18 protein-coding genes are annotated in these 24080 nt (G+C 72.3%); 13 read left to right on the top strand and 5 right to left on the bottom strand.

Annotated features, from left to right (window positions below; translation table 11 throughout):
* The first annotated feature begins 52 nt into the window (after positions 1–52).
* Genes DB32_RS37140 through DB32_RS37130 form a run of 3 tightly spaced genes read left to right on the top strand, consistent with a single transcriptional unit; the run spans position 53 to position 3682 of the window.
* Complete coding sequence (locus tag DB32_RS37140; RefSeq protein WP_053237394.1) at positions 53–1795, top strand: hypothetical protein; 1743 nt, start codon at positions 53–55, stop codon at positions 1793–1795.
* Positions 1795–2577: a tetratricopeptide repeat protein gene (locus DB32_RS37135; RefSeq protein ID WP_053237393.1), complete on the top strand. Its 783-nt coding sequence runs from the start codon at positions 1795–1797 to the stop codon at positions 2575–2577. The genes DB32_RS37140 and DB32_RS37135 overlap by 1 nt, the downstream gene beginning before the upstream one ends.
* A 37-nt stretch (positions 2578–2614) precedes the next feature.
* Positions 2615–3682, top strand: a complete 1068-nt coding sequence (locus DB32_RS37130) for a glycoside hydrolase family 19 protein (protein WP_053237392.1) — start codon at positions 2615–2617, stop codon at positions 3680–3682.
* 3 nt (positions 3683–3685) lie between these two features.
* Here DB32_RS37130 and DB32_RS37125 read toward each other — a convergent pair whose 3' ends face one another.
* Together DB32_RS37125 and DB32_RS37120 are read right to left on the bottom strand one after the other, a co-directional pair.
* A complete protein-coding gene (locus tag DB32_RS37125) occupies positions 3686–4810 on the bottom strand; it encodes a hypothetical protein (RefSeq protein WP_157069904.1) in 1125 nt (374 codons plus the stop codon).
* A gap of 78 nt (positions 4811–4888) precedes the next feature.
* Positions 4889–5905, bottom strand: a complete 1017-nt coding sequence (locus DB32_RS37120; protein ID WP_169791679.1) for a tetratricopeptide repeat protein — start codon at positions 5903–5905, stop codon at positions 4889–4891.
* Positions 5906–6107: 202 nt separating this feature from the next.
* On the opposite strand from DB32_RS37120, the gene DB32_RS37115 reads away from it, so the two are divergent.
* Positions 6108–7874, top strand: a complete 1767-nt coding sequence (locus DB32_RS37115; RefSeq protein ID WP_053237389.1) for a vWA domain-containing protein — start codon at positions 6108–6110, stop codon at positions 7872–7874.
* Between the two features lie 435 nt (positions 7875–8309).
* Here the strand turns inward: DB32_RS37115 and DB32_RS37110 are convergent, their stop codons facing one another.
* Positions 8310–8855, bottom strand: coding sequence for an NIF family HAD-type phosphatase (locus DB32_RS37110; RefSeq protein ID WP_053237388.1), 546 nt, complete (start codon positions 8853–8855; stop codon positions 8310–8312).
* 103 nt (positions 8856–8958) lie between these two features.
* Positions 8959–10596 carry a HEAT repeat domain-containing protein gene (locus DB32_RS37105; RefSeq protein ID WP_053237387.1) on the bottom strand — a complete coding sequence of 546 codons (1638 nt, stop codon included), beginning with the start codon at positions 10594–10596 and terminating at the stop codon, positions 8959–8961.
* Positions 10597–10616: 20 nt separating this feature from the next.
* On the opposite strand from DB32_RS37105, the gene DB32_RS37100 reads away from it, so the two are divergent.
* On the top strand, positions 10617–12779 hold the full coding sequence (locus DB32_RS37100) for a hypothetical protein (protein ID WP_053237386.1): 2163 nt from the start codon (positions 10617–10619) through the stop codon (positions 12777–12779).
* On the opposite strand, the gene DB32_RS37095 is transcribed toward DB32_RS37100, so the two are convergent.
* Positions 12780–14183, bottom strand: a complete 1404-nt coding sequence (locus DB32_RS37095; RefSeq protein WP_053237385.1) for a tetratricopeptide repeat protein — start codon at positions 14181–14183, stop codon at positions 12780–12782. It lies immediately after the preceding gene.
* 108 nt (positions 14184–14291) lie between these two features.
* Between DB32_RS37095 and DB32_RS37090 the strand changes: the two genes are divergently transcribed.
* From DB32_RS37090 to DB32_RS37050, 8 genes are all read left to right on the top strand, one after another.
* Complete coding sequence (locus DB32_RS37090) at positions 14292–16118, top strand: sigma-54-dependent Fis family transcriptional regulator (protein WP_053237384.1); 1827 nt, start codon at positions 14292–14294, stop codon at positions 16116–16118.
* 175 nt (positions 16119–16293) lie between these two features.
* Positions 16294–16821, top strand: a complete 528-nt coding sequence (locus DB32_RS37085) for a hypothetical protein (RefSeq protein ID WP_053237383.1) — start codon at positions 16294–16296, stop codon at positions 16819–16821.
* Entirely contained in the window at positions 16818–18530 is a 1713-nt protein-coding gene (locus tag DB32_RS37080; RefSeq protein WP_053237382.1) for a hypothetical protein, read from the top strand. The genes DB32_RS37085 and DB32_RS37080 overlap by 4 nt, the downstream gene beginning before the upstream one ends.
* A 522-nt stretch (positions 18531–19052) precedes the next feature.
* Entirely contained in the window at positions 19053–19313 is a 261-nt protein-coding gene (locus tag DB32_RS37075) for a hypothetical protein (protein WP_053237381.1), read from the top strand.
* 94 nt (positions 19314–19407) lie between these two features.
* Entirely contained in the window at positions 19408–20238 is an 831-nt protein-coding gene (locus DB32_RS37070; protein WP_053237380.1) for an MbnB/TglH/ChrH family RiPP precursor modification enzyme, read from the top strand.
* Positions 20235–20945: an HvfC/BufC family peptide modification chaperone gene (locus DB32_RS37065; protein WP_053237379.1), complete on the top strand. Its 711-nt coding sequence runs from the start codon at positions 20235–20237 to the stop codon at positions 20943–20945. Before DB32_RS37070 ends, DB32_RS37065 begins: the two co-directional genes overlap by 4 nt.
* Entirely contained in the window at positions 20942–22141 is a 1200-nt protein-coding gene (locus tag DB32_RS37060; protein WP_169791678.1) for an SUMF1/EgtB/PvdO family nonheme iron enzyme, read from the top strand. The genes DB32_RS37065 and DB32_RS37060 overlap by 4 nt, the downstream gene beginning before the upstream one ends.
* A 355-nt stretch (positions 22142–22496) precedes the next feature.
* On the top strand, positions 22497–23951 hold the full coding sequence (locus DB32_RS37050; RefSeq protein ID WP_169791677.1) for a M61 family metallopeptidase: 1455 nt from the start codon (positions 22497–22499) through the stop codon (positions 23949–23951).
* Positions 23952–24080: the final 129 nt, after the last annotated feature.

The raw sequence follows: 24080 nt of genomic DNA, 5'->3' as shown, positions 1-24080 counted from the left end.
TCTGCGACGGCGCGCGCTCGGCGTCGCGCGGCTCTGTTAGAGTCGGCCCCCGATGGCTCGCACATTCACGTCGATCGTCGCGCTGACGCTCTCGCTCGGCGCCTGCAGCTTCATCGACGACTTCGGCAAGTTCGAGTTCCAGGGCGACGACATGGACGCGCGCGTCGACGCCGACGGCGGCACGCGCGCGGACGGGTGCAGCGTCGCGAGCGACGAGACGTGCAACGGCGAGGACGACGACTGCGACACGCGCGTCGACGAGCAGCCGACCGAGTGCGGCGGGCCCAACGAGCTCACCGCGTGTCAGGCCGGGACGTGCACGGTCTCCGGATGCGCCGAGGGCTGGGACGACTGCGACGAGGGCGCCGCGGGCTGCGAGCGCGACGTCACGGGCGATCACGGCGCGTGCGGCGGCTGCGACACGGTGTGCGAGGCGACCGATGCGTGCGTCGACGCGACGTGCTCGTCCGGTGAGATCGGCTGGTCGCTCCTGGTGCCCGGCGTGCAGTGGAACGCGATCGCAGCCGGCGAGCGCGCGCTGATCGCCGCAGGCGCGTTCACGGGGACCGTGGCGGTCGGCTCGGCGTCCGTCGTCTCGCACGGCTCCGAGGATGCGCTCGTGACGCGCGTCGACGAGGAGACCGGCACGCCGCTGTGGTCGCGCACGTTCGGTGGCACGTCGCTCGAGCGCGTCGTCGACGCGCAGATCGCGGGCTCGCTCGGCGACGTCGTCGTCGCGGGCACGACCGCGTCGCCCACGATGATCTACGCCGACGGAGCGTCGCAGGCGCTCTTCGGCGCGATGAACACAACGGACGCGTTCGTGATCTCGCTCGCCGACGACGGCACGCTGCGGTGGTGGGCGCAGTACGGCGGCACCGGCTACGACAACGTCGTCGCGGTCGCGCGCGATGCCGACGGCGCGACGTACGTCGCGGGCAACTACTCGGGCGGCTTCTCGATGCGCAACGACCGCGACTCGTCGGGCATCCCGATCCCGTACGCCGACGCGCCGACCGACGGCGTGTTCGTGGTGAAGCACGAGCTCTCGGGGCGCACCGGCTGGGTGCGCACGTTCGCGCGCAATTCCGAGTTCATCGAGGCGTTCGCGGCCGGCGGCGACACGCTGTTCGTCGGCGGCGAGCTCGACGACGGAATGGTCTTCGACGACGTCGAGCTCACGCCGACGACGTTCCGACAGGGCTACGTCGTCGCGCTCTCGGCCGCCGACGGGATGGCCCAGTGGGGACGCATCTACGGCGTGCCGGAGAACGAAGAGGGCGAGCTGCTGCGCTGGATGACGGCGGACGCCGAGGGCAACGTCTACTTCAGCACGCGCACCAACGGCGGCGCCGACTACGGCGGCGGCGCGATCCCGCTGACGCTCGGCGAGGGCTTCACGCTCGTCAGCCTCACGTCGAGCGCGGAGCATCGTTTCTCACGCATCTTCTCGGATCAGTACAGCGAGGGCGGGGTGAACCGCATGCGCTTCGCGGGCGGGCACCTGCTGATCGCGGGATGGTCGGGCGAGGGCGCCGATCTCGGCGGCGGCGCGCTGCCCAACGTGGGCATGCACGACGCGCTCGCGCTGCAGATCACGCCCGACGGCGCGTGGCGCTGGTCGGCGGTGCTCGGGAGCACGGAGTTCGACGGCGCGAGCACGATCACGTCGAGCGCCGACGGACAGCGCGTGTTCGCGGTGATGGGGCTCGCGGGCACGGTCGTGATCGACGGCACGACGTACGGCACGGGCGGGAGCATCCTCGTGGGCTTCGATCTGCCGGGAGGCGCGTGATGACGAGGACGATCGGAGTGCTCGCGATCGCGCTGCTGCTGGGCGCGACGACGACGCGCGCGAGCGCGCAGACGTCGGCGAGCGACGAGCAGGCGCGCATCCACTTCCAGGCGGGCACGCTCTACTTCGAGCAGGAGCGCTTCGAGGACGCGGCGCGCGAGTACGAAGAGGCGTTCGCGCTCTCGCCGCGCCCCGAGCTCCTTCTGAACGCGGCGACGGCGTGGGATCGCGCGGCGCGCCTCGAAGAGGCGATCGCGGCGCTCGAGCGCGTGATGCAGCAGTTCCCGGGCACCGAGTCCGCGCAGCTCGCGCAGCCGCGCCTCGATCGCCTGCGGCGCATGCAGGAGCGGCTCGTGCGCGAGCGCGAGGAGGCCGCGGCGCGCGCCGCGGCGACGACGACCGCGACCACGACCGAGCCCACGACGAGCGAAGGCGGAGGCGGGCTCGACTACCTCCCGGGCACGATCACGCTCTCCGCCTCGGCGGTGATCGCCGCGGTCGCGATCGGGCTCGGCGTCGCGGCGCACGACACGTACTCGACGCTCGAGGAGCAGTGCACGGGCGGCGTGTGCCCCGGCGATCTCCGTGACGATCGCGACAGCGCGTCGACCCTCGCCGACGTGTCCACCGCGCTCACGTTCGTCGCCGCGGCGGGCGGCATCGCGGGCGTGGTGCTGATCGTGGTGGCCGCGATCGACGACGCGCCCAGCCCGACGACCGAGCGCGTGGAGCTCGCGCCGGGACCGGGCGACGTGGGCCTCGGAGCGCGCATCCGGTTCTGAGTGACCCGATCGGCGCGCGCCGCGCCTCTCTCGTTCCATGCGGCGCGCGCGTGTCCTCCTGGTCGGGCTCGCTCTCGTGATCTCGGGGTGCGAGGGCATCCTGATCGAGCGCGGAGGGCTCGGCGAGATCGATGCCGGCCGAACGACGCCGAGCGTCGACGCGGCGCGTCCGATCGATCCGCCGAGCGACGACGATGCAGGGACGTCGCCGCGGGCCGATCCCATCGACGCATCGCTCCCGCCCGACGACGACGTCGACGCCGGCACGCCGCCTCCTCCGCCGCCTCCCCCGATCGACGCGAGCACCGAGCCGGACGCCGGCGCGCCTCCGCCTCCTCCCCCTCCGCCTCCTCCGCCGCCTCCTCCGCCGCCGCCGCCCGTCGGCGGGTTCGCCGATCTCGTCACCCGCGCGCAGTGGGACGAGATGTTCCCGCAGCGCAACGCGCTCTACTCGTACGACGCGCTCGTCGCGGCCACCGAGCACCACCCGACGTTCGCGCGCGAGGGCACGCTCGAGCAGCGCCGCCGCGAGGTCGCCGCGTTCCTCGCGAACATCGCGCACGAGACCACGGGCGGCTGGGACACCGCGCCCGGCGGCCGATACGCGTGGGGCCTCTACTTCATCCAAGAGGTCGGGTGCGAGAGCGGCGCGTGCACCCAGTACTGCGCGCCCTCCGCGACGAACCCCTGCGCGCCCGGCCGCACCTATCACGGCCGCGGGCCGATCCAGCTCTCGTGGAACTACAACTACGGCCCGATGGGTCGCGAGCTCGGCGTCGATCTGCTCGCCGATCCCGACGCAGTCACGCGCGACGGCGTCGTCGCGTTCCGCACGGCGCTCTGGTTCTGGACCACGGCGCAGTCGCCGAAGCCCTCGTGCCACGACGTGATCACCGGTCGCTGGACGCCCACCGACGCCGATCGCGCGGCCGGTCGCCTGCCCGGCTTCGGCATGACCGTGAACGTGATCAACGGCGGGCTCGAGTGCGGACGGCCCGGCGACTATCGCGTCGCGGATCGGCTCGGCTTCTACGCGCGCTTCACGTCGATGCTCGGCGTCTCGCAGGGCGACCACGTCGACTGCGCGAGCATGCGCCCTTATTGAGGCTCACTCCTCGAGCGCGCAGCGCGGCCGCAGCAAGACCGCTTCGCGCACGTCCGAGCCCTCGCGCTCCGCGACCGCGAGCACCCGCAGATCCGCGGTGACCCGCACCGCGCGCGTCACGTGCCACGCGTCGCCCTCGGCGAGCAGCGCGTCGAGCGCGAGCTTCCGCTCGCCGACCATCATCCACCCGTACGCCTCGGGCCCGGTCGCGCTCGGCCCGCTGTCGGTGCCGACGATCACGCCGCGATCGTTCACGTCGGTCGCCGCGCCCCACGCGAGGTCGGGCAGCGGAAGCAGCGGGATGCGCGCGATCACCTCACGACGCCAGACCACCGGCGTCATCACGCTGCTCGTGAGCGACGACGCGGTGCCCACGATGAACGCGCCGTCGTCGGAGATGGCGAGCGCACGCGAATGCAGCGCGCCGTCGTTCGGCAAGAGCCGATGACCGGCCGCGTGGGTCCACACGAACGCGCGCCACACGTCGAGCGTCTCGTCCGCGGTCGACGTGCCCACGACCGAGCCCGCCTCGTCGGCCGCGACGTCGAGCGCCTGCACCACCGCATGACGCGAGTGGCCGTCGGGCGGCAGGCCGAGCGGCAGCACGTGGCGCGTCGTCGTGCGCAGCGACGCGCGCCGCGCCTCGTTGACGAGCACCATGCCGTCCGCGCCGATCGCGGTCGCGCTCGACTCGACCGTGTCGTCGAGCGAGAGATCGACGACACCGCTCGCGGCGCTCCACACGAACGCGTGCGTCTGCTCGCCGTGCCAGATCTGTCCGGCGAGCGATCCATCCGGCGCGACCCGCGCGATGCGCGCGATCCGCCACGGCGACACGCCCGTGAGCGCGTCGAGCGAGAGCAGCTCGCCCGGCGCGTCCCAGCGATACGTGTCGCCGAGGACCTCGAGGTACACGCGCCCGCTCGCGTCGACGTCGTACGGCGTCGACGGGAGGTTGTCCGAGAGCGCCTGCACCTCGAAGAGCTCACCGCCCGGCTCGAACGCGCAGACGTCGGGCTCGACGTGCGCGTCGTGCGTCGTGCCGCCGTCGCGCTCCGTCGCACCGTGATCCAGATAACAGCCGCCGAGCACGACGATCAGCGGCACCCAAGCAAAGGAAGAACGCATCGAGATACTGCTGATTGGCCATCGGCGCGCGTCTCCGTCATCGCTTCGAGGCGCGCGCCGCGACCGCGGCGATCTCGATCACTGCACCTGCTGGATCGCGCTCCCGCCCTGCGCTTGCGCCATCGCCTGGCCCATCTGGCTCGCGAGCGCTTCCTGCTCCGCCGCGAGCTGCTCGATCTGCGCGAGCTCCTCGTGCCACTGCTGCTCGCTCGGGCGGATCGCGATCGCGCGCTGCAGGTCCTGCATGCCGAGCTCGTAGCTGCCCGTGTACGCGCGGATCACGCCGCGGTTGAAGAGCGTCTTGCTCACGATGTCGGCGTCCTCGGGGTTCAGCTGCGCGCTCGCGTCGTCGTAGGGACCGAGGATCTGCGTGTAGACCTGCTCCGCGCCCTGCAGGTTGCCGGCGCGCACGAGGTCGAACGCCTGACCGCATCCGTCGGCGCCGCCGCAGTCGGTGAACGCGACCTCGACGGTGTCGGGCCACGGCAGGATCACGCGCGCGAACTGACCGACGAACGACGTGATCATCGACTCGAGCATCCCGCGCCCGTCGATCGGGCCCGGGCTCCCGTTGGTCGCGGTGGTCGAGCTCTGCAGCGCGTCCTGGTAGGTGCGATCGAACACGACCTGACCGCTGTTCGCGACCATCACGACGAACCGCACGCTCGCGCTCGCGTTGCCCCAGCGCGTCGTCTGGACGCACGGGTAGTTCTCGGTGCGCGTCTGCTGGCGCCCGTTCGCGTCGGTGTACTGCACGCTGCGCGAGCACGTCGCCTGCGCGGTGCTGAAGTCCTCGCGATAGCTGAAGTCCATCACGTCGCCGGTGACGATGATCCCGCCGCCCGCGGCGAGGAGGCGGATCGACGGGTTCAGGCTGTTCGCGATGCGCTGCTGCAGCATCGTCTGCACCTGATACGCGGCGTTGGGATCGACCCCGTTGAACGGCTGCACGCTGAACGTGTTGCCGACCTGCGAAGCGTCGAGCAGCGCGGGCCGGACGACCTCGAAGCGAGCGCGCGAGCCGCAACCGACGGCGAGCAGCGCGACGAGCAGCGTGGAGAGCGAGAGCACACGAGCGAATGGCGAGCGGGGCATATGCGCCAGCGACGCTAGCAGCCGACGCGCCATTCACGAAAGCACGCGTCCCGCGCGGCGCGTGTCGAGCCGTGGTCACGCCGTCGTGAAGCCCCGGCGCCACTCGCGCGATCGTCCCGACCGGTCGCGATCGCGGCCGCTCCGGCGATTCAGCGCGGAGGCCGAGTGGGGTAGGGTCGCACCTTTCCCACGAGAGGTCAGGATGTCCGTTCGGCTGTTTCCTCTTCCTCCATGCGCGGTCGCGCTCGCGCTGATCACCCTGCTCGCGAGCGGCTGTGACTGCGCCGGTGAGCGCACCCCGCGCCGCGGCGCCGGCGATGGCGGCCAGCAGGTCCCCGACGACGACGGCGGCGGCGAGCCGCGCGACGGCGGCCCGCCCGACGAGTGCGGCGACGGCCTCGACGACGATCGCGACGGGCGCGTCGACGAGGACTGTCAGTGCACGCCGGGCGCCCAGCAGCGCTGCTTCGCGGGTGACCCGGATCTCGCGGGCGAGGGTGCGTGCGCGTGGGGCGTCCAGGACTGCGCGAGCGGGCTCGAGTTCGGCACGTGGGACCTGTGCGTCGGCTCGGGCGCGCCGAGCGAAGAGCGCTGCAACGGCGTCGACGACGACTGCGACGGCGAGACCGACGAGGGCTGCGAGTGCCCCGAGGACGCGGTGCGTCCGTGTTACGGCGGCCCTGCAAGCACCGCGGAGGTCGGCCTGTGCGCGAACGGGATCGAGCGCTGCGAGCTGATCGACGGAGGCTCGCGCTGGAGCGGTGAGTGCCTCGGCGAGTCGCTCCCGGCGACCGAGGTCTGCGACGCGACGTTCGACGAGGACTGCGACGGCGTGATCGACGAGGGCTGCGACTGCAGCGCCGGCGAGACGCGCAGCTGCTACGGCGGCCCGGCGGGGACGCGCGACGTGGGCCTCTGCCGCGCCGGCACCCAGACCTGCACCGTGACCGGCGGCATCGCGGGCTGGGGCGCGTGCGTGGGCACGACCTTGCCGACCGGCGAGACCTGCACCGGCGGTCGCGACGAGGACTGCGACGGCGCGATCGACTGCGCCGATCTCGACTGCGACACCCATGCGGCGTGCTGCACGCCGTTCGACGACACCGTCTCGATCGTGCCGGTGGACGCCGAGATCCTGTTCGTCGTCGATCGCTCGGGCAGCATGGACTGGCTCGAGGAGACCGGGACGCAGACGCGCTGGCAGGCGCTCACGACCGCGATGAACGCGGTGCTCCCGTCGATCGGCGATCTGCCGCTCGGCATGCTCACGTTCCCGCTCCGCGATCCCGCGGGCGGCAACGAGCTGCGCAGCTGCATGGTCGCGAGCTCGCCCGAGATCCCGATCGCGGTGGGCAGCGGATCGAACATCAGCGCGCGGCTGATCTACGCCGACCCGCGCGCCGGCGACACGCCGACGCCCGCCGCGATCGCGACCGCGCGCAGCTACCTCGCGGCGAACCCGAGCACGCGCCCGCGCTTCGTCGTGCTCGCGACCGACGGCCTGCCCGAGCCCAACTGCGGCGCGACCGTCGCGTCGACGGTGAGCGCGATCGCGAGCCTGCGCGCCGACCTCGGCGTCGACACGTTCGTGCTCGGCTTCGTCGGGCCCGACGGCAGCGGCAGCGCGGCGGGCATCCCCGCGCTGCGCGACGCGCTGAACCAGATGGCCGACGCGGGCGGCCGGCCGCGCATGGGCGCGGGCACGCTGCGCTACTACGAGGCGGTCGACGCGCCGGCGTTCGAGCGCGCGCTGCGCGCGATCCTCGCGGCGGCGACGGACTGCGCGGTCGATCTCTCGAGCGCGCCGGCGCGTCCGGGCAGCGTGGTCGTGCGGCGCGACGCCGTCGTGGTGCCGAGCTCGGGCTACACGCTCACCGGCACGCGCCTCGAGCTGCTCGGCGCGCACTGCGACGCGATCCGCAGCGGCGCGGTGTCGACGATCTCGGTGACCGACACCTGCGGACGCTGATGGCGCGAGGACACGGGCGTCCTGACGCGCCAGGACGCCCGTTCGCGCCGCAGAGACGCAGTCGGGCGAGAAAAGAGGCTCGTCTGCGCCGCAGAGAACGCAGTCGGACGAGAAAAGAGGCTGGTCTGCGCCGCAGAGACGCAGTCGGGCGAGAAAAGAGGCTCGTCTGCGTCGCAGAGACGCAGTCGGACGAGAAAAACGGCTCGTCTGCGCCGCAGACAGGCGATCCGCAGCGCCCGGACGTGTGTCTGCGTCGCAGAGAAGCGTCCTACGAAGCCAGAACGCGATGTGGCGTTGCCCACGAGCGTTCTGGACGGCCAGAAGGTCGTTCGGCGTCGCGGAGACGCGTTGTCCGGAAATTCACCGCAGAAGCCGCAGCGGGTGAGAGCTCTTCGCGGCGGCCCTCCGTGGCCCTCTGCGGTTGATCGTCTCCGATCACCCCGCGCGACGTCGCCAGCCGCGCTTCTCGATCGCGCGCACGTCGGGCACCGCGCCGAGCTCGTCGAGGTACGCAGCGAGCGCGGGGAGCTCGTCGTCGTCGGGGTCGCCCTCGAAGGGTCGCACGCGCACCAGGTTGCCGTAGCTGCGCGCGATCTTCTCCGGCGAGTCGTCGACGAAGAGGATCGACTCCTTCGCGAACCCGAAGCCGCGCAGCTTGCGGATGTCCTTCAGGTACACGGTGTCGAGGGTCTCGAGGTCGCGGTGCGGCACGCAGCGATCGCGCGCGAGCACGAAGCGCAGTCGCGACCGATCGCCGAACAGCATCGACACGACGCCGCTCGCATACCGCTCGCCCGAGCTCGTCCAGACGCCGACGTGGAAGCGATCGAGCACGTGTGAGAGGAACGCGCGCACCCCGGGCCGCTCGTAGACGTGATAGTCGAAGAGCACGTGGTCCGCGGGCCGCTCGAGCGCGTCCTCGCGCGCGTGCACGAGTGTCTCGTCGAGATCGAGCACCAGCAGCTTCTCGAAGCGCGGCACCCTCCGAAGATGACGAACGATCGGCTCGCCCGCCCGCCCCTCCCGTCCACGCGCTTCGCGCGGTCCCCTCCGGGGCCGACGGGACGAGCACTCTGGCAGAGGCTCAGCCTTCGCCTGCGCTCGCGAGCCCCAGCTTGTTCTTCGCGGCCTTGCCGATCTTCGTGCGGCCGGCCTGCTTCATCACGTGCGTCAGCAGCTCCTCGCCGAGCGGGTGCGCCGCCTCGGCGAAGTGGAAGCCGACGTAGTAGAGGTGCTCCATCTCGAGCGCCTTGTCCTTCTTGAGCGCGGCGCCGACGTCGAAGCCGCGATCCGCGAGCGCCTCGAGCTGCGTCAGCCCCTCGTCGCCGCTGCGCATCGCCGGCCGCGTGTCGAGGTGCGACGCGCGCAGCGCGAGCGACGCGAGCGCGTAGCGATCGTCGTCGCTCGCGTGCTCGGTGCGCGCGAGCAGGCCCAGCGCGATGCGCAGCTCGCTCTCCTTGTTCTTGCTGCGCTTCAGCTTCGCGACGAGCTCGCGCAGCCCCTCCGCGAACGACTTGCTGTCCGCCTCGCGCGCGACGTCGGCGTGGGCCTGCCATGCCTCGCCGCTCGACAGGCGTGACAGCGCGGCCTCGACCAGCTTCTTGCGCGCCGCGGGCGGCAGCTTCTTGGTGTGCGGGCGCAGCGCGTAGCGCAGCGTGTTCGCACGATCGGCGTCGGTCTCCGCCGCGAGCGCGGTCGCGAGCGCGGGGCCCGCGTCGTCGCGCGCCTCGAGCGCCTTCGCCGCGAGCTCTCCGCGCCGACGATCGGCCTTCGCGACCACCTCGACGAGCGCCTTCGTCACCTCGCCGCCGGGCTGCCTCGAGAGCTTCTCGATCGCGATCCGCGCGCGCTCGGGATCGGGATGCACCGCGAGCCGCGCGATGCGCCCCGCGTGCTTCGCGGGCAGCTCGACCGCCGCGAGCCCCATGATCGCCGCCTGCGCGAGCATGCGATCGTCGGCCTCGGCGGCGTCGACCATCGCGTCGATCACGTCGGCGGTGCGCGCCTCGTCCTTCGCGATCACGTACCGCAGCGCGATCAGCGCTTCTTGCCGCACCGCGAACGGCGCGCGCGGATCGCGCGCGTGCTCGAGCAGGATCTCGGTGCCCTCGTCGCGCTCGAGGTAGCCGAGGATCTTCACCGCGGTCGCCACCGGGATCGGCGAGGCGGGCGGCGTCTTCTTCATCTTCTCGAGGATGCGCGTGACCTCGGAGAGCCACATGCGCCGCGTCTTCGCGTCGGCGTCCTTGATGCGCGGCCGCACCTGCAGCGCGACGGCGCGCGCGACCTCGGGATCCGCGGCCTCGAGGTTCGCCAGCAGCGTCGTCACGGCCTCCTTGCGATCGCCGAAGCGCGCGAGGATCGCGTCGAGCGCCTTGCGCTCGTCGCCCTGCGCGGTGGGCACGCGCGCCTTCACCTGCTCGACGACCTCTTCGCCGCACGCGACGATCGCGTCGATCGCGAGGCGCCGCACGTCCGGATCGCGCGCGCCGGCGAGCGGCAACATCGCGGGCAGCGCGCGAGGCGCGCCGATGCGTCCGAGCGCCTCGAGGGCAGGGCGCTGCAGCGGCGGCGCGCCGGTCTCGAGCATCGACACGAGCCCCTTGATCACCTCGGGCCCGCGCGCCTTGAGCTCGCCGAGCACGATCGCGGCGGCGATCCGACGCTCGGGCGCGTCGTGCGTGAGCAGCTGAGCGATCTCGTCGATCGGCGACTTGGCCATGCGAAGAGGATACGCCGCCGTTGCCCGGAGCGGAGACGACGAGCATGCTCGCGCGCCGGCGGATGCAGGATCTCGCGAGCACACGCGCGCGCTGGGCGCTCTGGGGCGTTGCCATCGCGTCGGTGCTGGTCGCTGCCGCGCTGCTCTTCGAGTCCATCGCGCCGACGCGTGGCCGCGGGATCGTGCAGCGCTCGTGGCGCCCTCGCGGCGAGACCTGCGACGCCGCGCCCGAAGACGCGACGCGCGAGATCGTGCGCGACGCGGTGGTGCTTCCGCGCGAGCGCGCGCGTCGTTGCATCACGTGGAGCGCCGCGTTCGTCACGCGGTTCCGCACGCCGGTGCGGTTCGAGATCGAGACGAACCGCGCGTTCGTGCTCCGGGTCGAGGGCGCCGACGTGCTGCACGCGTCGCGCGGCGAGACGGAGGTGCACGCGCACGAGATCGTCCTCGCGCCGGGCGCGCACCCGATCGAGCTCGCGCTCACCGAGCCCACCGAGCCCGGCGCGTACCTGCGGGTGCACACGCTGCTCATGAACGGTGCGCGCCCCTGGGGCTCGCGCCCCGTCGATCTCGACGAGTGGCACGTGTCCGCGTCGAGCGATCCCGCGCCGCGCACCGCCGCGCGCACGATCGCCTTCGCGCTCGCGCTCGTCGTCGCGCTCTCGGCGCTCGTGATCGCGCGTCGCGGATCGATCCGCGACGCGTGGCTCACCGACGCGCTCCTGGTCTTCGCGCTGATGAGCATCTACTTCGTGCCGCGCGCGCTCGCGGCGGGCTTCTCGATCGACGAGCTCGCGTACGTGAAAGCCGGCGAGACGTACGTCGCGAACCTGCTCGCGGGCGACTTCGAGACCGCGGCGTGGCGCTGGAACATGGAGCACCCACCGGTCGCGAAGTGGGTGTACGGATGGGGCGCGCTGCTCGGCGGATGGGGCGGCGCGCGCGCGACCGCGGCGCTCTGTGGCGCGCTCGTCGTCACGCTGATCTCGATCGCGGGGCGCATCCTCGTGTCGCGCCGCGTCGGCCTCGTCGCGTCCGCGCTGCTCGCGTGCACACCGCACTTCGCGGGGCTGATGCGCACATGCACGCTCGAGGCGGTCACGTGCGTGATCTGGGCCGCGCTCCTCGTCGTGCTCGCGCTGTGGATGCGCGACGCGGGGACGGGCGATCACGTCGCCCGGCGCGCGCACCTGCCGCGGGAGCGCGCGCTGCGCGCGCTGGCGGGCGCGCTTCCGATCTTCGGCACGCTCGCGCGCGCGACGTCGGTGTGGTCGGGACCGCTCTCGTTGCTCGCGGCGTGCTTGGTGTCGCGCCGCCGCGGCCAGGGCGGGCTCTGGATCCCGTGGGAGACGATCGCGGGCGCGCTCGTCGCGGTGCTGATCGTCTACGCGGGATGGCCGTGGCTCTGGTCCGATCCGCGCGAGCAATTCGGGCACGCGGTGCGGCACTTCACCGACTACCTGCCGCTCGAGTGGTACCGCGGGCACCTGCACCACCCGGGGCGCGGCTACTTCACGCACGCGTTCCTCGCGACGACGCCCGAGCTCCATCTGATCGCGGGCGCGCTCGGCGCGGTGGTGCTCGCGCGGCGCTCGCCTTCGTACGCGCTGCTCGTCGTCGCGTCGTTCCTCCTGCCGTTCGCGCAGAGCCTCTCGCACGTGCGGCAGGACCTCTCGCGCTACGTCGTGACGGCGTGGCTCGGCCTCGCGCTGCTCGCAGCGATCGGCACCGACGCGCTCGGCGCGCTGCTCGCGAAGCGGAGCGAGCGCGCGCGCCTGGTCCCGGCGGTCGTCGTGATGCTCGTCGCGACGTTCGGCCTGCTCCGCGCCGAGCCCTATCCGCGCACCTATTTCGCGCTCTGGACCGGCGGCGCGCCGCACGTCGCGGAGACGCGCGCGTTCGAGATCGCCGACTGGTGCGAGGGCCTCGAGGACGCGACCGCGTACGTCAACGCGCACGCCGGCGAGGGCGAGCGCGTCGAGTACCGCACGAGCTGTCGCGACCTCCACGATCCGCTGCGCGACGATCTGATCGAGCACCGCGGCGCAGGCGCGCAGTGGGTGATCTCGCAGCGATTCGCGTACGAGCTCGACCAGCACGAGGCTGCGCTCGCGTCGTGCACGATCGCGCACGACACCGTGTCCTCCGGTGTCGTCGTCGCGCGCGTCTGGGACTGCCGCTGATCAGCGCACCTCGGTGGGCGCGCCGGTCGTCGTCGGCGTGGTCGTGCCGGTGATCTCGCGCGGCGGCGTGGGCGGCGGCGTCGCGGCCTGCTGCGCGCGTCGCTGCGCTTCGAGCGCGGCACGCTCGCGCGCCGCGAGCTCGTCGGTCCAGATCTGCGCGACCGTCGTCTCCTCGCGCACGCGCTCGCCCTCCATGCGGCCGCGGATCGTCACGCGCCCCTCGCCCGCGAAGCGCACCGCGACGCTCTCGACGCGCTCTTCTTCACCGCCGTGGCTCTCCTCGCGCGTGACGATCTCCGCGCAGAGCATGTCGGTCGCGCCTTCGGGCACGCCGCAGATCGAGAGCTCGCCGTGCGTGCCGTACGTGTCGGTCGACTCGTAGTCCTCGTCGTCGTCGGCCTCCATGTACCACTCGTCCTCGACCACCACGAGGACCTCGGGGTCGCCGCCCGGCTGCACGTCCTGGAAGCGCAGATCGATCGTGACCGTCGAGTCCATCCCCTCGACCGAGTACACCGGCCCGCGCGTGATCCAGCTCTGTCCGTCGAACGTGAGCAGCTCGTACGAGGTCTCGCCGCGATCGTCCCAGACCTGATCGGGCGTGCCCGCGTCGTCGTAGTCGCCGATCGAGATCACCGCGGCCTGTCGCCGCTCACGACCGCGCGCGACCGCCTCGACGTGCACCGCGCAGCTGCCCTCGGTCGAGTCCTCGCCGATCGTGTCGTCGCCCTCCTCGACCGGCGCGCCGCACACCTCGTTCTCCCGCCCGGTCGCGTAGGTCCACAGCGTCGCGGGCACGGTCTCCGGTCGCTCGCCGCGGCGGCCGAGCTCGGTCGCGACGTCGTTCCATCGCCCGCGCACCGCCTCGTTCTCGCGATACCAGAGCGAGCGCTCGTAGTCGCCGAGCGCGCTCGTCAGGCCGGTGCGCGTCGCCTCCGCGTCGGTCAGCGCGCGCGCCCGCGCCTCCGCGATGCGCCCGCGGTTGTAGAGGCACGCGCCGAGCGTGTTGCGCTTCGAGGCGTCGGCGAGGCGGAAGTCGTTCTCGAGGGTCGCGACGCCACGCCGCGTCTCCGCGTCCGCGCCGTCGAGGTTGCCCACGTCGAAGTAGAGCCACCCGAGCTCGCAGCGCGCCTGCGCGTCGTTGGGATCCGCCTGGATGCGCGCGCGCAGCGGATCGGCCTGCGCCGCGGCGGGCTCGGGCGCGGGCGGCGGCGTCGGAGGCGTCGTCGCCGCGGGCTCGGTCGTGGCGGTCGGCTCGCTCGTCGCGGGCGTCGTGGTCGGTGGAGGCGTCGTGGGATGCGCGGCTGCGGGCCGGGTCGGTGTGGGCGGCGCCTCGCTCCCACCGCTGCACGCACCGAGCCCCATCGCGATCGTGACCAGGATCGTCCGCGTCGTCGCCTTCACGCTGCCCCCTCCGGCGCCCGAGGATACCGATCGGCGCGCACGCATGACACGTACGCTCGGCGTCGCGATTCCGCGCCCCGCCCGCGCTTCCGGAGTAGACTGGTCGCGATGCCTTCGCTGAAGTGGATCCGGCCCGAAGGGCGGCCGAAGGTCTACTCGATCTTCAAGAAGCTCACGTCGATCGGCCGCGCCGGCGGCAACGACATCCCCATCGACGACCGCTCGCTCGCCGAGTACCACGCGCAGATCGTCTTCGACGGCCGCGAGTTCAACCTCAACGAGGTCGACCGCGACGGCGAGATCCTGATCAACGGCAAGAAGAAGCGCCGCTGCAAGATCCAGCACGCGGATCGCCTCACGCTCGGCGGCGTCGAGCTCGTCTTCTCGGCGTTCGACGAGTCGGTCGATCGCGACGCGCCCGAGGGCGACGCGGACGCATCGGTCGCGGCCGAGCTCTCGGGGCTGCGCAAGCTCCACGAGCTCTCGATGCGGCTCATGCAGAGCCGCTCGATGCAGGAGCAGCTCGAGCTCCTGATGGACACCGTGCTCGAGGCGACGCACGCGTCGAAGGGCTTCCTCGTCCTGCTCGAGAACGGCGAGACGAAGATCAGCGTCGCGCGCCACCTCGCGGGCCGCCCTCTGCCCGAGGCCGAGCAGCTGCTGAGCGACTCGATCGTGAAGAAGGTGCTCGAGTCGCGTCAGCCGCTCATCGTGAGCGACGCGGTGAACGACACGTTCTTCGGCGCGAGCCAGAGCGTGATGAACCTGCAGCTCGCGAGCGTGATGTGCGCGCCGCTGATCGCGCAGGGCCAGCTCCTCGGGCTCATCTACGTCGGCAACGACAGCGTGCGCGGCCTCTTCGAGGAGAGCTCGCTCGACGTGCTGACCATCTTCGCGTCGCAGGCGTCGCTGCTGCTGCAGAACGCGATGCTCCTCGATCAGCTCCGCAGCGATCGCGATCAGCTCGCGGAGCAGCTCAACGAGCGTCGCTTCGGCGACATCGTCGGCACGAACCCCTCGCTCGTCGAGGTCTTCCGCAAGGTCGAGAAGGTCGCGTCGACGGACATCTCGGTGCTCATCACGGGCGAGACGGGCACCGGCAAGGAGCTCATCGCGCGCGAGATCCACCGTCGCTCGCCGCGCCACGCCGGGCCCTTCGTCGTCGTGAACTGCGGCGCGATCCCCGAGAACCTCATGGAGAGCGAGCTGTTCGGCCACGTGCGCGGCGCCTTCACGGGCGCGATCGCGACGCGCCAGGGCAAGTTCCAGGCGGCGCACGGAGGAACGCTCTTCCTCGACGAGATCGGCGAGATGCCGCAGCCGCTGCAGGTGAAGCTGCTGCGCGCGCTCCAGGAGAAGGTCGTCGTCAAGGTCGGCGACACCAAGGTCGAGCGCGTCGACATCCGCGTGGTCGCGGCGACCAACCGCAACCTCGAGGACGAGATCCGCAAGAGCACGTTCCGCGAGGATCTCTACTACCGCCTCAACGTCGTGAACCTGCACCTGCCGCCGCTGCGCGAGCGCGGCGACGACGTGCTGATCCTCGCGAAGTTCTTCCTCGCGAAGTACGCGGAGGAGCTGAACCCGAAGGTGAAGGGCTTCACGCCGAACGCACTGATCGCGATCCGGAAGTACGAGTGGCCGGGCAACATCCGGCAGCTCGAGAACCGCATCAAGAAGGCGATCGTCCTCTGCGACAAGACGCTGGTCGGCCCCGAGGACATGGACCTCTTCCCCGAGGCCCTGCAGCCGATCATGACGCTCACGCAGGCGCGCGAGGACTTCCAGCGCCGCTACATCCTCGAGGTCCTCGAGCGGAACAACGGGAACCGAACGAAGACCGCGCGCGACCTCGGCGTCGATCCGCGCACCATCTTCCGGTACCTCGAAGGCATGCCCGACGCGCCCGAGCCCGGCGGCCCGCCGACCGAGTGATCACGGGAGCCGTGATGACGCATCGCGTCGATCCCATCGCGGGATCGGAGGTCTGACATCGATGTCGCGGGCGGCTCGGGCAGCGTTCGACCGGATCGCGCGAATTGCCGCGCGATCCGCGCGCACCGTGGCTCGCGCATCGCGTGGCACCCGCGCTGCATTCGCGGGCGCAGGAATGATCGCGGCCGGTGCGCTGATGGTGACGCTCCCGGGCTGCCTGACGCAGAACGTGCAGTACGACGTCCCGCAGAACTACCCGCCCTCGATCGAGTCGGCGGACACCGCGCTGTTCCCGCTGAACAGCCTGATCCAGTTCCCGAGCGAGCTCGAGGTCGACGCCGACGGCGGGGTCACGACGCTGGAGCGGCTGCCGCTCGAGCTCGACGTGCGCGACCCCAACGTCGCGCAGCGCCTCGAGTACCGCGTCTACATCGACTTCGACTCCGACACCCCGATGCTCACCGGGAGCGCGCCGATCCCGCCGAACCCGCCGAGCGTGCTCCGCGAGGTGGAGATCTTCGTGCCGCGATCGTTCCTCGAGCCCGAGGGCTGCCACCGCATCGAGGTCGTGGTGTCGAGCGCGTTCGCCGGCCCGATCGGCCGCGCGCCGCAGACCCAAGGAGACGTCGCGACCGCGACGTGGTGGGTCATCTCGGACACCGACGGAATGAACGGCGTCGACGCGAGGGGGTGCCAGCTGTGACCCGCGCGAGCCTCGCCCTGCTCGTCGCCGGTGCGCTCTCGGGGTGCACGCTGACGATCGATCCGCCGCGCACCCCGCCCATGAACGCGTGCGGCGAGGACGCGGACTGCGGTGGATCGCGCTGCGATCGCGAGATGGGGATCTGCGTCGCGGAGACGGCCGCGCCGTACGCGTTCAACGTGCAGATGGTGCTGCCCGCGTCGATCGACGAAGGGCGTCCCGCGCTCGTCACGTCGAGCGGCTCGTTCGCGGCGAGCGGCGTCGACGCGAGCATCCAGATCGCGGTGCGCGCGCCGGTGCCGGTGACCGGCTGGGTGCGCGAGGGCGGGACGCGCCCGGTCGAAGCCGACGTCGTGTTCGCGCCGCGCACCAGCGTCCTCGTGCCGGTCGCGCCGCGGCTGTCGGTCAGCACGCCCGGTGTCGAGACCGCGGGCATGGAGCCGATGCGCGCTCACGAGTTCGCGACGCAGCTCGTGCCCGGCCTCGTCTACGACGTGGAGGTCCGGCCGCGCGGCGAGGACGCGCGCCGCCTCGCGCCGACGCGCGCGGTGCTCGAGCTGATGGGCGGGCAGCGCTACGACGTGACGCTGCGCCCGAACGAGGAGCACTTCCGGCTCGCGGGCACGCTGGTCGATCTCGTGGGCACCGGGCACGACGGGCTCGAGGTGCGCGCGATCGACGAGACCGGGCGCCTCGTGTCATCGGTCGCGACGACGTCGACGATGGGCGAGGACGAAGGCGTCTTCGAGCTCTTCGTCGATCCGGCCGCGACCAACTGGCGTCTCGTGGTCTCGGCGCCGCCCGCCTATCAGGCAGCCGCGGCGTTCCCGACGATCACGGTCGATCCCGCGGTGCTCGTCTACGAAGGGCCGACCGACGATCCGCGCGTGCGGGTGCTCGTGCCGACGCCCGATCAGACCGGCGCGTGCTTCGCCGGGACGGTCGAGATGCCCGCCGGGGGCGCGGCGGTCGGTGCGACGATCACGCTGCGCTCGCGCCAGCTCGAGGACGACGGCACCGGGCTCACGGGCACGTTCGCGCTGCAGCTGACGACGTCGGCGGGCGCGGCGGCCGGCACGCCGATCGGGTGCTCGCTCGCACCATTGCCGCCCGGCGGGTTCGAGGCGCGCGTCCTTCCCGGCGAGTACGACATCGAGATCCGTCCTCTCGAGCCGGAGCTCGGCGTCTACGTCGAGCACCGTCGGATCACCGACGACACCGTGGGCCCCGTGTTCGTGCTCCCGGAGCGCGCGCGGCTGAGCGGCATCCTGCAGCGCTCGGCCGGCGAGCCGGTGTTCGACGCGCGCGTCCGCGCGGTCCCGCTGAACGCACCGCTGCCCGGCCCGCGGCTCGACGAGGCATCGCTGCTGAACCGGCCGAACGAGACGATCACCGACCCGCTCGGCAACTTCCGACTGCTCCTCGACGTGGGCGTCTACGACCTGATCGCGGAGCCGGCCGAGGGCAGCGGATGGCCGTGGGTGGTGCGTCCCGCGTTCGCGATGGCCGCGCGCGAGTGGACCGAGGTGCTCGACGTCGGGCACCCGATCGCGGTCCGCGGACAGGCGAGCTTCGACGACGGGGCGCTGATCGCGGGCGCCGAGATCACGGCGTACGCCATCGTCGGTGAGCGCGCGGTGCCGATCGGGCGCGCGACGAGCGACGCGGAGGGCCGTTTCCTCCTGCTGCTCCCGCCCGAGCTGCGCTGAGCTTGCGGGAGGGGTCTTGGAAGACCCCTCCCCCCGACCGGCGGAGCCGGATCGGGGCCCCCACCCCAAACGCTGCGCGCGGGGCCCCAGCCCCGCTTGCTCTTGCTCGGTGGCCGCTTGACGCCCGCCGCGACGGTGACGCGAGACGTCGCGCCGGCGGCTCTTCCTCGGTAGGCTTTTCGCGAGACGTCGGCCGGGCGCCTCTTGCTCGGTGGGCTTTCGCGAGACGTCCGGCGAGGGCCGTCGCGAGAGACCGTCTCGCGCTCGGGTCGGCGTTTCGCGCGCCCAGGCGCATTGCCGGGGTCGCGAGGCGCGGCGAGCTGCGCGGCGCGCGGGGCTCGGAGCGATTCACGCTGGATACGAACGTTCCAGGCGGAAACGGCCGCTCGGCCGGAACGTGCTCGCAGGCTCTTGTCAGCCGGCGTGTATTTCGGCTTAGTCTTCGGCCACCGGACCGGGAGCCGGGCCCTGCAAGGCCCCGAGTGCGGCTCGAACCCCAATGGAACCGGGAGATCTGAGACCATGAACAGCAAGCTGAAGACCTCGCTCGTGGTGGCTGCGTCGGCCCTGCTCGGCCTGAGCGCGTGTGGCGGCGGCAGCGCCCAGAGCTCGGAGTCGACGGGCGAGACCGCCTCGTCGGGCAGCGAGACCACGACCGAGACGACGACGACCGAGTCGACCGGCGACGCGACGGGCACCCAGGCGTCGTGCGGCGCGGGCAGCTGCGGCGGCGCGGCCGGCGAGTCGACCGGCGAGGCGCCGGCCGAGGGCTCGGGGACCTGATCTCCTCGCGCTGAGCGCGGCGCGCGTCGCGTCGCGATCGCGAAGGGGGCCGGCGTACGAGACGTGCGCCGGCTCTCGTCGTTTCAGGAGCAGGATGGCAGCGAAGGAAGCACGAGGGATCGGGCTCGGTCTGCGGCAGGAGATCGCCGCGGAGATGCTCGCGCGGCGGCCCGCGGAGATCGAGTGGGTCGAGATCCACCCCGAGAACTACGTCGAGCGCGCCGGCACCTTCGAGCGACACCTCGCCGACGCCCGCGCGGTCTGGCCGGTCGTGCCCCACGGGCTCTCGCTCTGCTTCGGCTCGATCGAGCCCTTCGAGCCGGCGTACCTCCGCACGCTCCGCGCGTTCCTCGATGCGATCGACGCGCCCTGGTACAGCGATCACCTCTGTTGGGGCGGCGTCGACGGAGTCGCGCTGCACGACCTCATGCCGATGCCCTTCGTGCGCGAGTCGGTCGACGTCGCGTGCGCGCGCATCGCCCAGGTCGAGGACGCGATCGGGCGGCCCATCGCGATCGAGAACGTCAGCTACTACGTGCACCCCGGCGCGCCGGAGATGCGCGAGATCGACTTCGTGCTCGAGGTGCTCGAGCGCTCCGGGTGCCGGCTCATGCTCGACGTGAACAACGTCTACGTGAACGCGCGCAACCACGGGTTCGACGCGCGCGCGTACCTCGATCGCGTGCCTGCCGATCGCGTCGTGCAGATCCACGTCGCGGGGCACCTCGTGCGCACGGGACAGCCGATCATCGACACCCACGCCGAGCCCGTCTGCGACGACGTCTATGCGCTGCTCGGGCACACGCTCGCGCGCATGCCCGACGTGCCGGTGCTGCTCGAGCGCGACGGGAACTTCCCCTCGCTCGACGTGCTGCTCGACGAGCTGCGACGCCTCCGCGCGATCGCGGACGGAGCACGCACGTGACGGTCGCCGATCTGCAGCGCGCGATGCAGCGCGTGTGCTTCGACGCCGCTCCGTCGCGCGAGGACCTGGCGCTCGTGGGGAGCGAGCGTGCGCTCCTCTATCGCGAGCTCGTGCGCTCGCGGCTGCGCGAGCTCGTCTCGAAGGTGCTCCCGAAGACCGAGGCCGCGCTCGGACGCGCGCGGACCAGCGCGCTCTTCGATGCGTTCCTCGCCGAGGCGCCGCCGCGCTCGCGCTTCTTCCGCGAGGTGATCCCCGAGCTCGTCGCGTTCGCGCTTCCGCGCGTCGAGGGCCACGCGCGCGACGTGCTGCTCCTCGAGTCGACGAGATGGGAGCTCGCGTGGCGCGCCGGCGAGGTGCACGGCGACGTCGTCGAGCTCGATCTCGAGAAGATCCCGGTCGCGCACCCCACGTTGCGCGTGCTCGCGCTCGGCCACGCGGTGCATCGGGACGTCGAGCCTCCGCCTGCGGGCGCGTTCTTCGTCTGCGTGCATCGACGTCCCGATCACGTGGTCGAGACGCGCACGCTCGATGCGACGTCGTTCGCGCTGGTGCGCGCGTGGGCACGCGGCGATCGTCCCGCGATCGACGGAGTGCGCGAGGTGCTCGCCGCCGAAGGGCGCGCGCCGGATCAGGCGTTCGTCGAGAAGATGAGCGCCCTGCTGACCGCGCTGCTCGAAGCGGGCGCGCTGCTCGGGTCTCGCGCGTGAGCGCTCGGCTGCTCCCGATGTTCCTGCTCCTCGCTGCGTGTGGTGCGCGCAGCGGGATCGACGTCGTCGCGCACGATGCGTCGCTCGCCCGGCAGGACGCCGGCGCGTGCGAGGTCGAGCGCTGCAACGACGTCGACGACGACTGCGACGGCGAGGTCGACGAGGGCGTGCTCCAGACGTTCTTCCGCGACGTCGACGGCGACGGATTCGGCGCCGAGCCAGTGCGAGGGTGCTCGCTCCCCGCGGGCGCCGTGACCGAGGGCGGAGACTGCGACGACACCGCTCCCGACGTGCGGCCCGGCGTTCCCGAGATCTGCGACGACGCGGTCGACAACGAGTGCGACGGCGCGACCGACTGCGACGACGCCGAGTGCGGCTGCGGCGGCGTCGTGCTCGAGCCGGAGCCCTACTCGATGGGCTCGCCGCCCGGCGAGCGCGGCCGCGAGGACGACGAGGTGCTGCACGTCGTGACCCTCACGCGGCCGTTCTGGGTGATGCGCACCGAGGTCACGCAGGGCCTCTGGGAGCGCCTCACCGGCACACGACCGAGCTACTTCGGCAGCTGCGGTGACGAGTGCCCCGTCGAGTCGATCAGCTGGTTCGAGGCGCTCGAGCTCGCGAACCGCATGAGCGACGCGGAAGGCCTGCCGCGCTGCTACGACCTCGCGTGCACCGGCGCGCTCGGCGAGGGCTGCCCCGATCCCACCGAAGTGCCCGGGACGTGGAGCATGTGCCCCGGCAGCTTCCAGTGCTCGCGCGCCGAATTCCGCGGGCTCGACTGCGAGGGATATCGCCTCCCGACCGAGGCCGAGTGGGAGTACGCCGCGCGCGCGGGATCGCGCACTGCCTTTCCGATCGGCGACGACATCGAGCGCGTCGACGAGATCGGCTGGTGCACCAGCAACGGCGCCGGCGTGACCCACCCCGTCGCGCAGAAGCCCGCGAACCCGTGGGGGCTCCACGACATGACGGGCAACGTCTACGAGTGGGTCTGGGACGGCTACGACGAGTATCCGGCGGGCGCGCAGGTCGATCCGGTCGGGCCCTTCGGGACGCGCACCACGCGTGTCATCCGCGGTGGGTCGTTCGCGTTCGGCGACTTCGCGTGTCGCAGCGCGAACCGCGGCGCGCGTCGCTTCGACATGCGCGAGAACGTCGTCGGCCTGCGCCTCGTCCGCACGCTGCCGGCGGAGTGATCACGCGCGACCGGCGCGAGCGCGCCGACGACGACACCGTTCCCGGACGGCCAGACGCCGTGTCACGCGCGGACATTGCTGCGCGAGCGGTCGCGGAGCCATGTCGCGCGCGGACATCGCGGCGCGAGCGGTCGCGGAGCCATGTCGCGCGCGGACATCGCTGCGCGAGCGGTCGCGGAGCCATGTCGCGCGCGGACATCGCTGCGCGAGCGGTCGCGGAGCCATGTCGCGCGCGGACATCGCGGCGCGAGCGGTCGCGGAGCCATGTCGCGCGCGGACATCGCCGTGCGAGCGCCCGAGCTCGCGGCCTCGCGACGCGCGTCGTCTTCGTGGCGGCGGGGTTATGCTCGCGCGTGTGAGGTCGGCGGCGCTCGGCATCGTGCTCGTGCTCGCGTCGTGCGGCGCGAGCGCGCCGCCGAGCCCTCCAGCGCCGCTGCCCGCGCGCACCGTGCGGTACACGTTCGCGCTCGAGCCCGACCTCGAGCACATGCACACGACGGTGTGCTTCGAGGACGGAGTGCCCGACGCGCTCGCCGCGATCCACGAGGAAGGACGCGCGCGCGTCGAGACCGCGGAGGTGCTGCGCGCGGACGGGCCGCACGCGCTCCCGATCGACGGCGAGATCTCGCTGCGCGGCGTCGCGCCCGGCGAGTGCGTGCGGTATCGCGTCGATCTCGCGCCGGGCCGCCGCGCGACGCCGGGCGCGCCCGGGAGCTATCGCGTCGGCGACGATCTGGTCGCGCCGACGAGCCTCTGGCTGCGCGCGCCCTCGCCGCGCGATGCGTCGACGGCGATGCTCGCGCGGTTCGTGCTCCCCGACGGCGTGCGCGCGTCGACGGTGTGGCCCGACGCCGACGAAGAAGGGTGGATGCGCATCGACGAGCGCGCGTTCCGCTACATCGCGTACGTCGCGTTCGGCGAGCTCGAGGTCGAGCGCGTGCCGGTGCCCGGCGGATGCATCGACGCGGTGGTGCTCGACGGCGCGCTGCAGATCGACGCGGAGCAGCGACGCGCGTGGCTCGGCACCGCGGGGCGCGCGGTGTCGCGCGTGCTCGGTCGATTTCCTGCCGAGCGCGCGGGCGTGATCGTCGTGCCGACGCCGTTCGCCGACACGCCGGTGCTCTTCGGGATCGTGGGACGCGGCGCGCTGCCGACCATCGCGCTGCTCGTCGGCGAGAACGCGCGCCCCGACGCGCTGGTGCCCGACTGGACCGCGGTGCACGAGTTCACGCACCTCGCGAGCCCGTTCGTCGAGCGCGACGAGGCGTGGATCACCGAGGGCCTCGCGACGTACTACCAGCAGGTCCTGCGCGCGCGCGAAGGGATGCTGACGCCCGAGCAAGCGTGGAACGAGATGCTCCACGGGTTCGCGCGCGGGCGCAGCGAGGGCACCGGTCGGACGCTCCGCGAGGAGTCGCGCGACATGCTGCGTACATACGCTTTCGGGCGGGTCTACTGGTCCGGCGCCGCGCTCGCGCTCATGGCGGACGTCGCGTATCGCCGCAGCTCGGACGGGCAGGGCTCGCTCGACGACGCCATGGTGCGCGCGTCCGACCGCCGCGACGAGACGCTGCGCGCCGACGAGCTCGTGCGCGCGATGGATGGCGGCGACGGAGGCCCGTTCGCGCAGGTGATCGCGCCCTGGATCGACCGCGACGAGTTCCCCGACGTCGACGAGACGCTCGCCTGGCTCGGGGTGCGCCGAGGGGTCGCGGGTGTCGAGCTGCTCGATGCGCCAGGTGCGGCGATCCGCGACGCGATCATGAATCCCGGCGCTCCGCTCGCGTCGAACCCCGACGGGTGCCGGTAACGAATTCCGGGGAAATCCCTCTTGTTCGAGGGAGCCCCCGCTGCGAACCTTCGCGCGAGCAGAGGTACTCACGCCGCCGCGGGCAAGCGGTGAAGCGAGAACACGAAGAACTCGTGAGGAGCAAGGAAA

The organism is Sandaracinus amylolyticus, from assembly GCF_000737325.1.
Taxonomy (GTDB): Bacteria; Myxococcota_A; Polyangia; order Polyangiales; family Sandaracinaceae; genus Sandaracinus; species Sandaracinus amylolyticus.
Note: the sequence above shows the minus strand (reverse complement) of the source record. Positions and strands in the feature narration are given on the sequence as shown.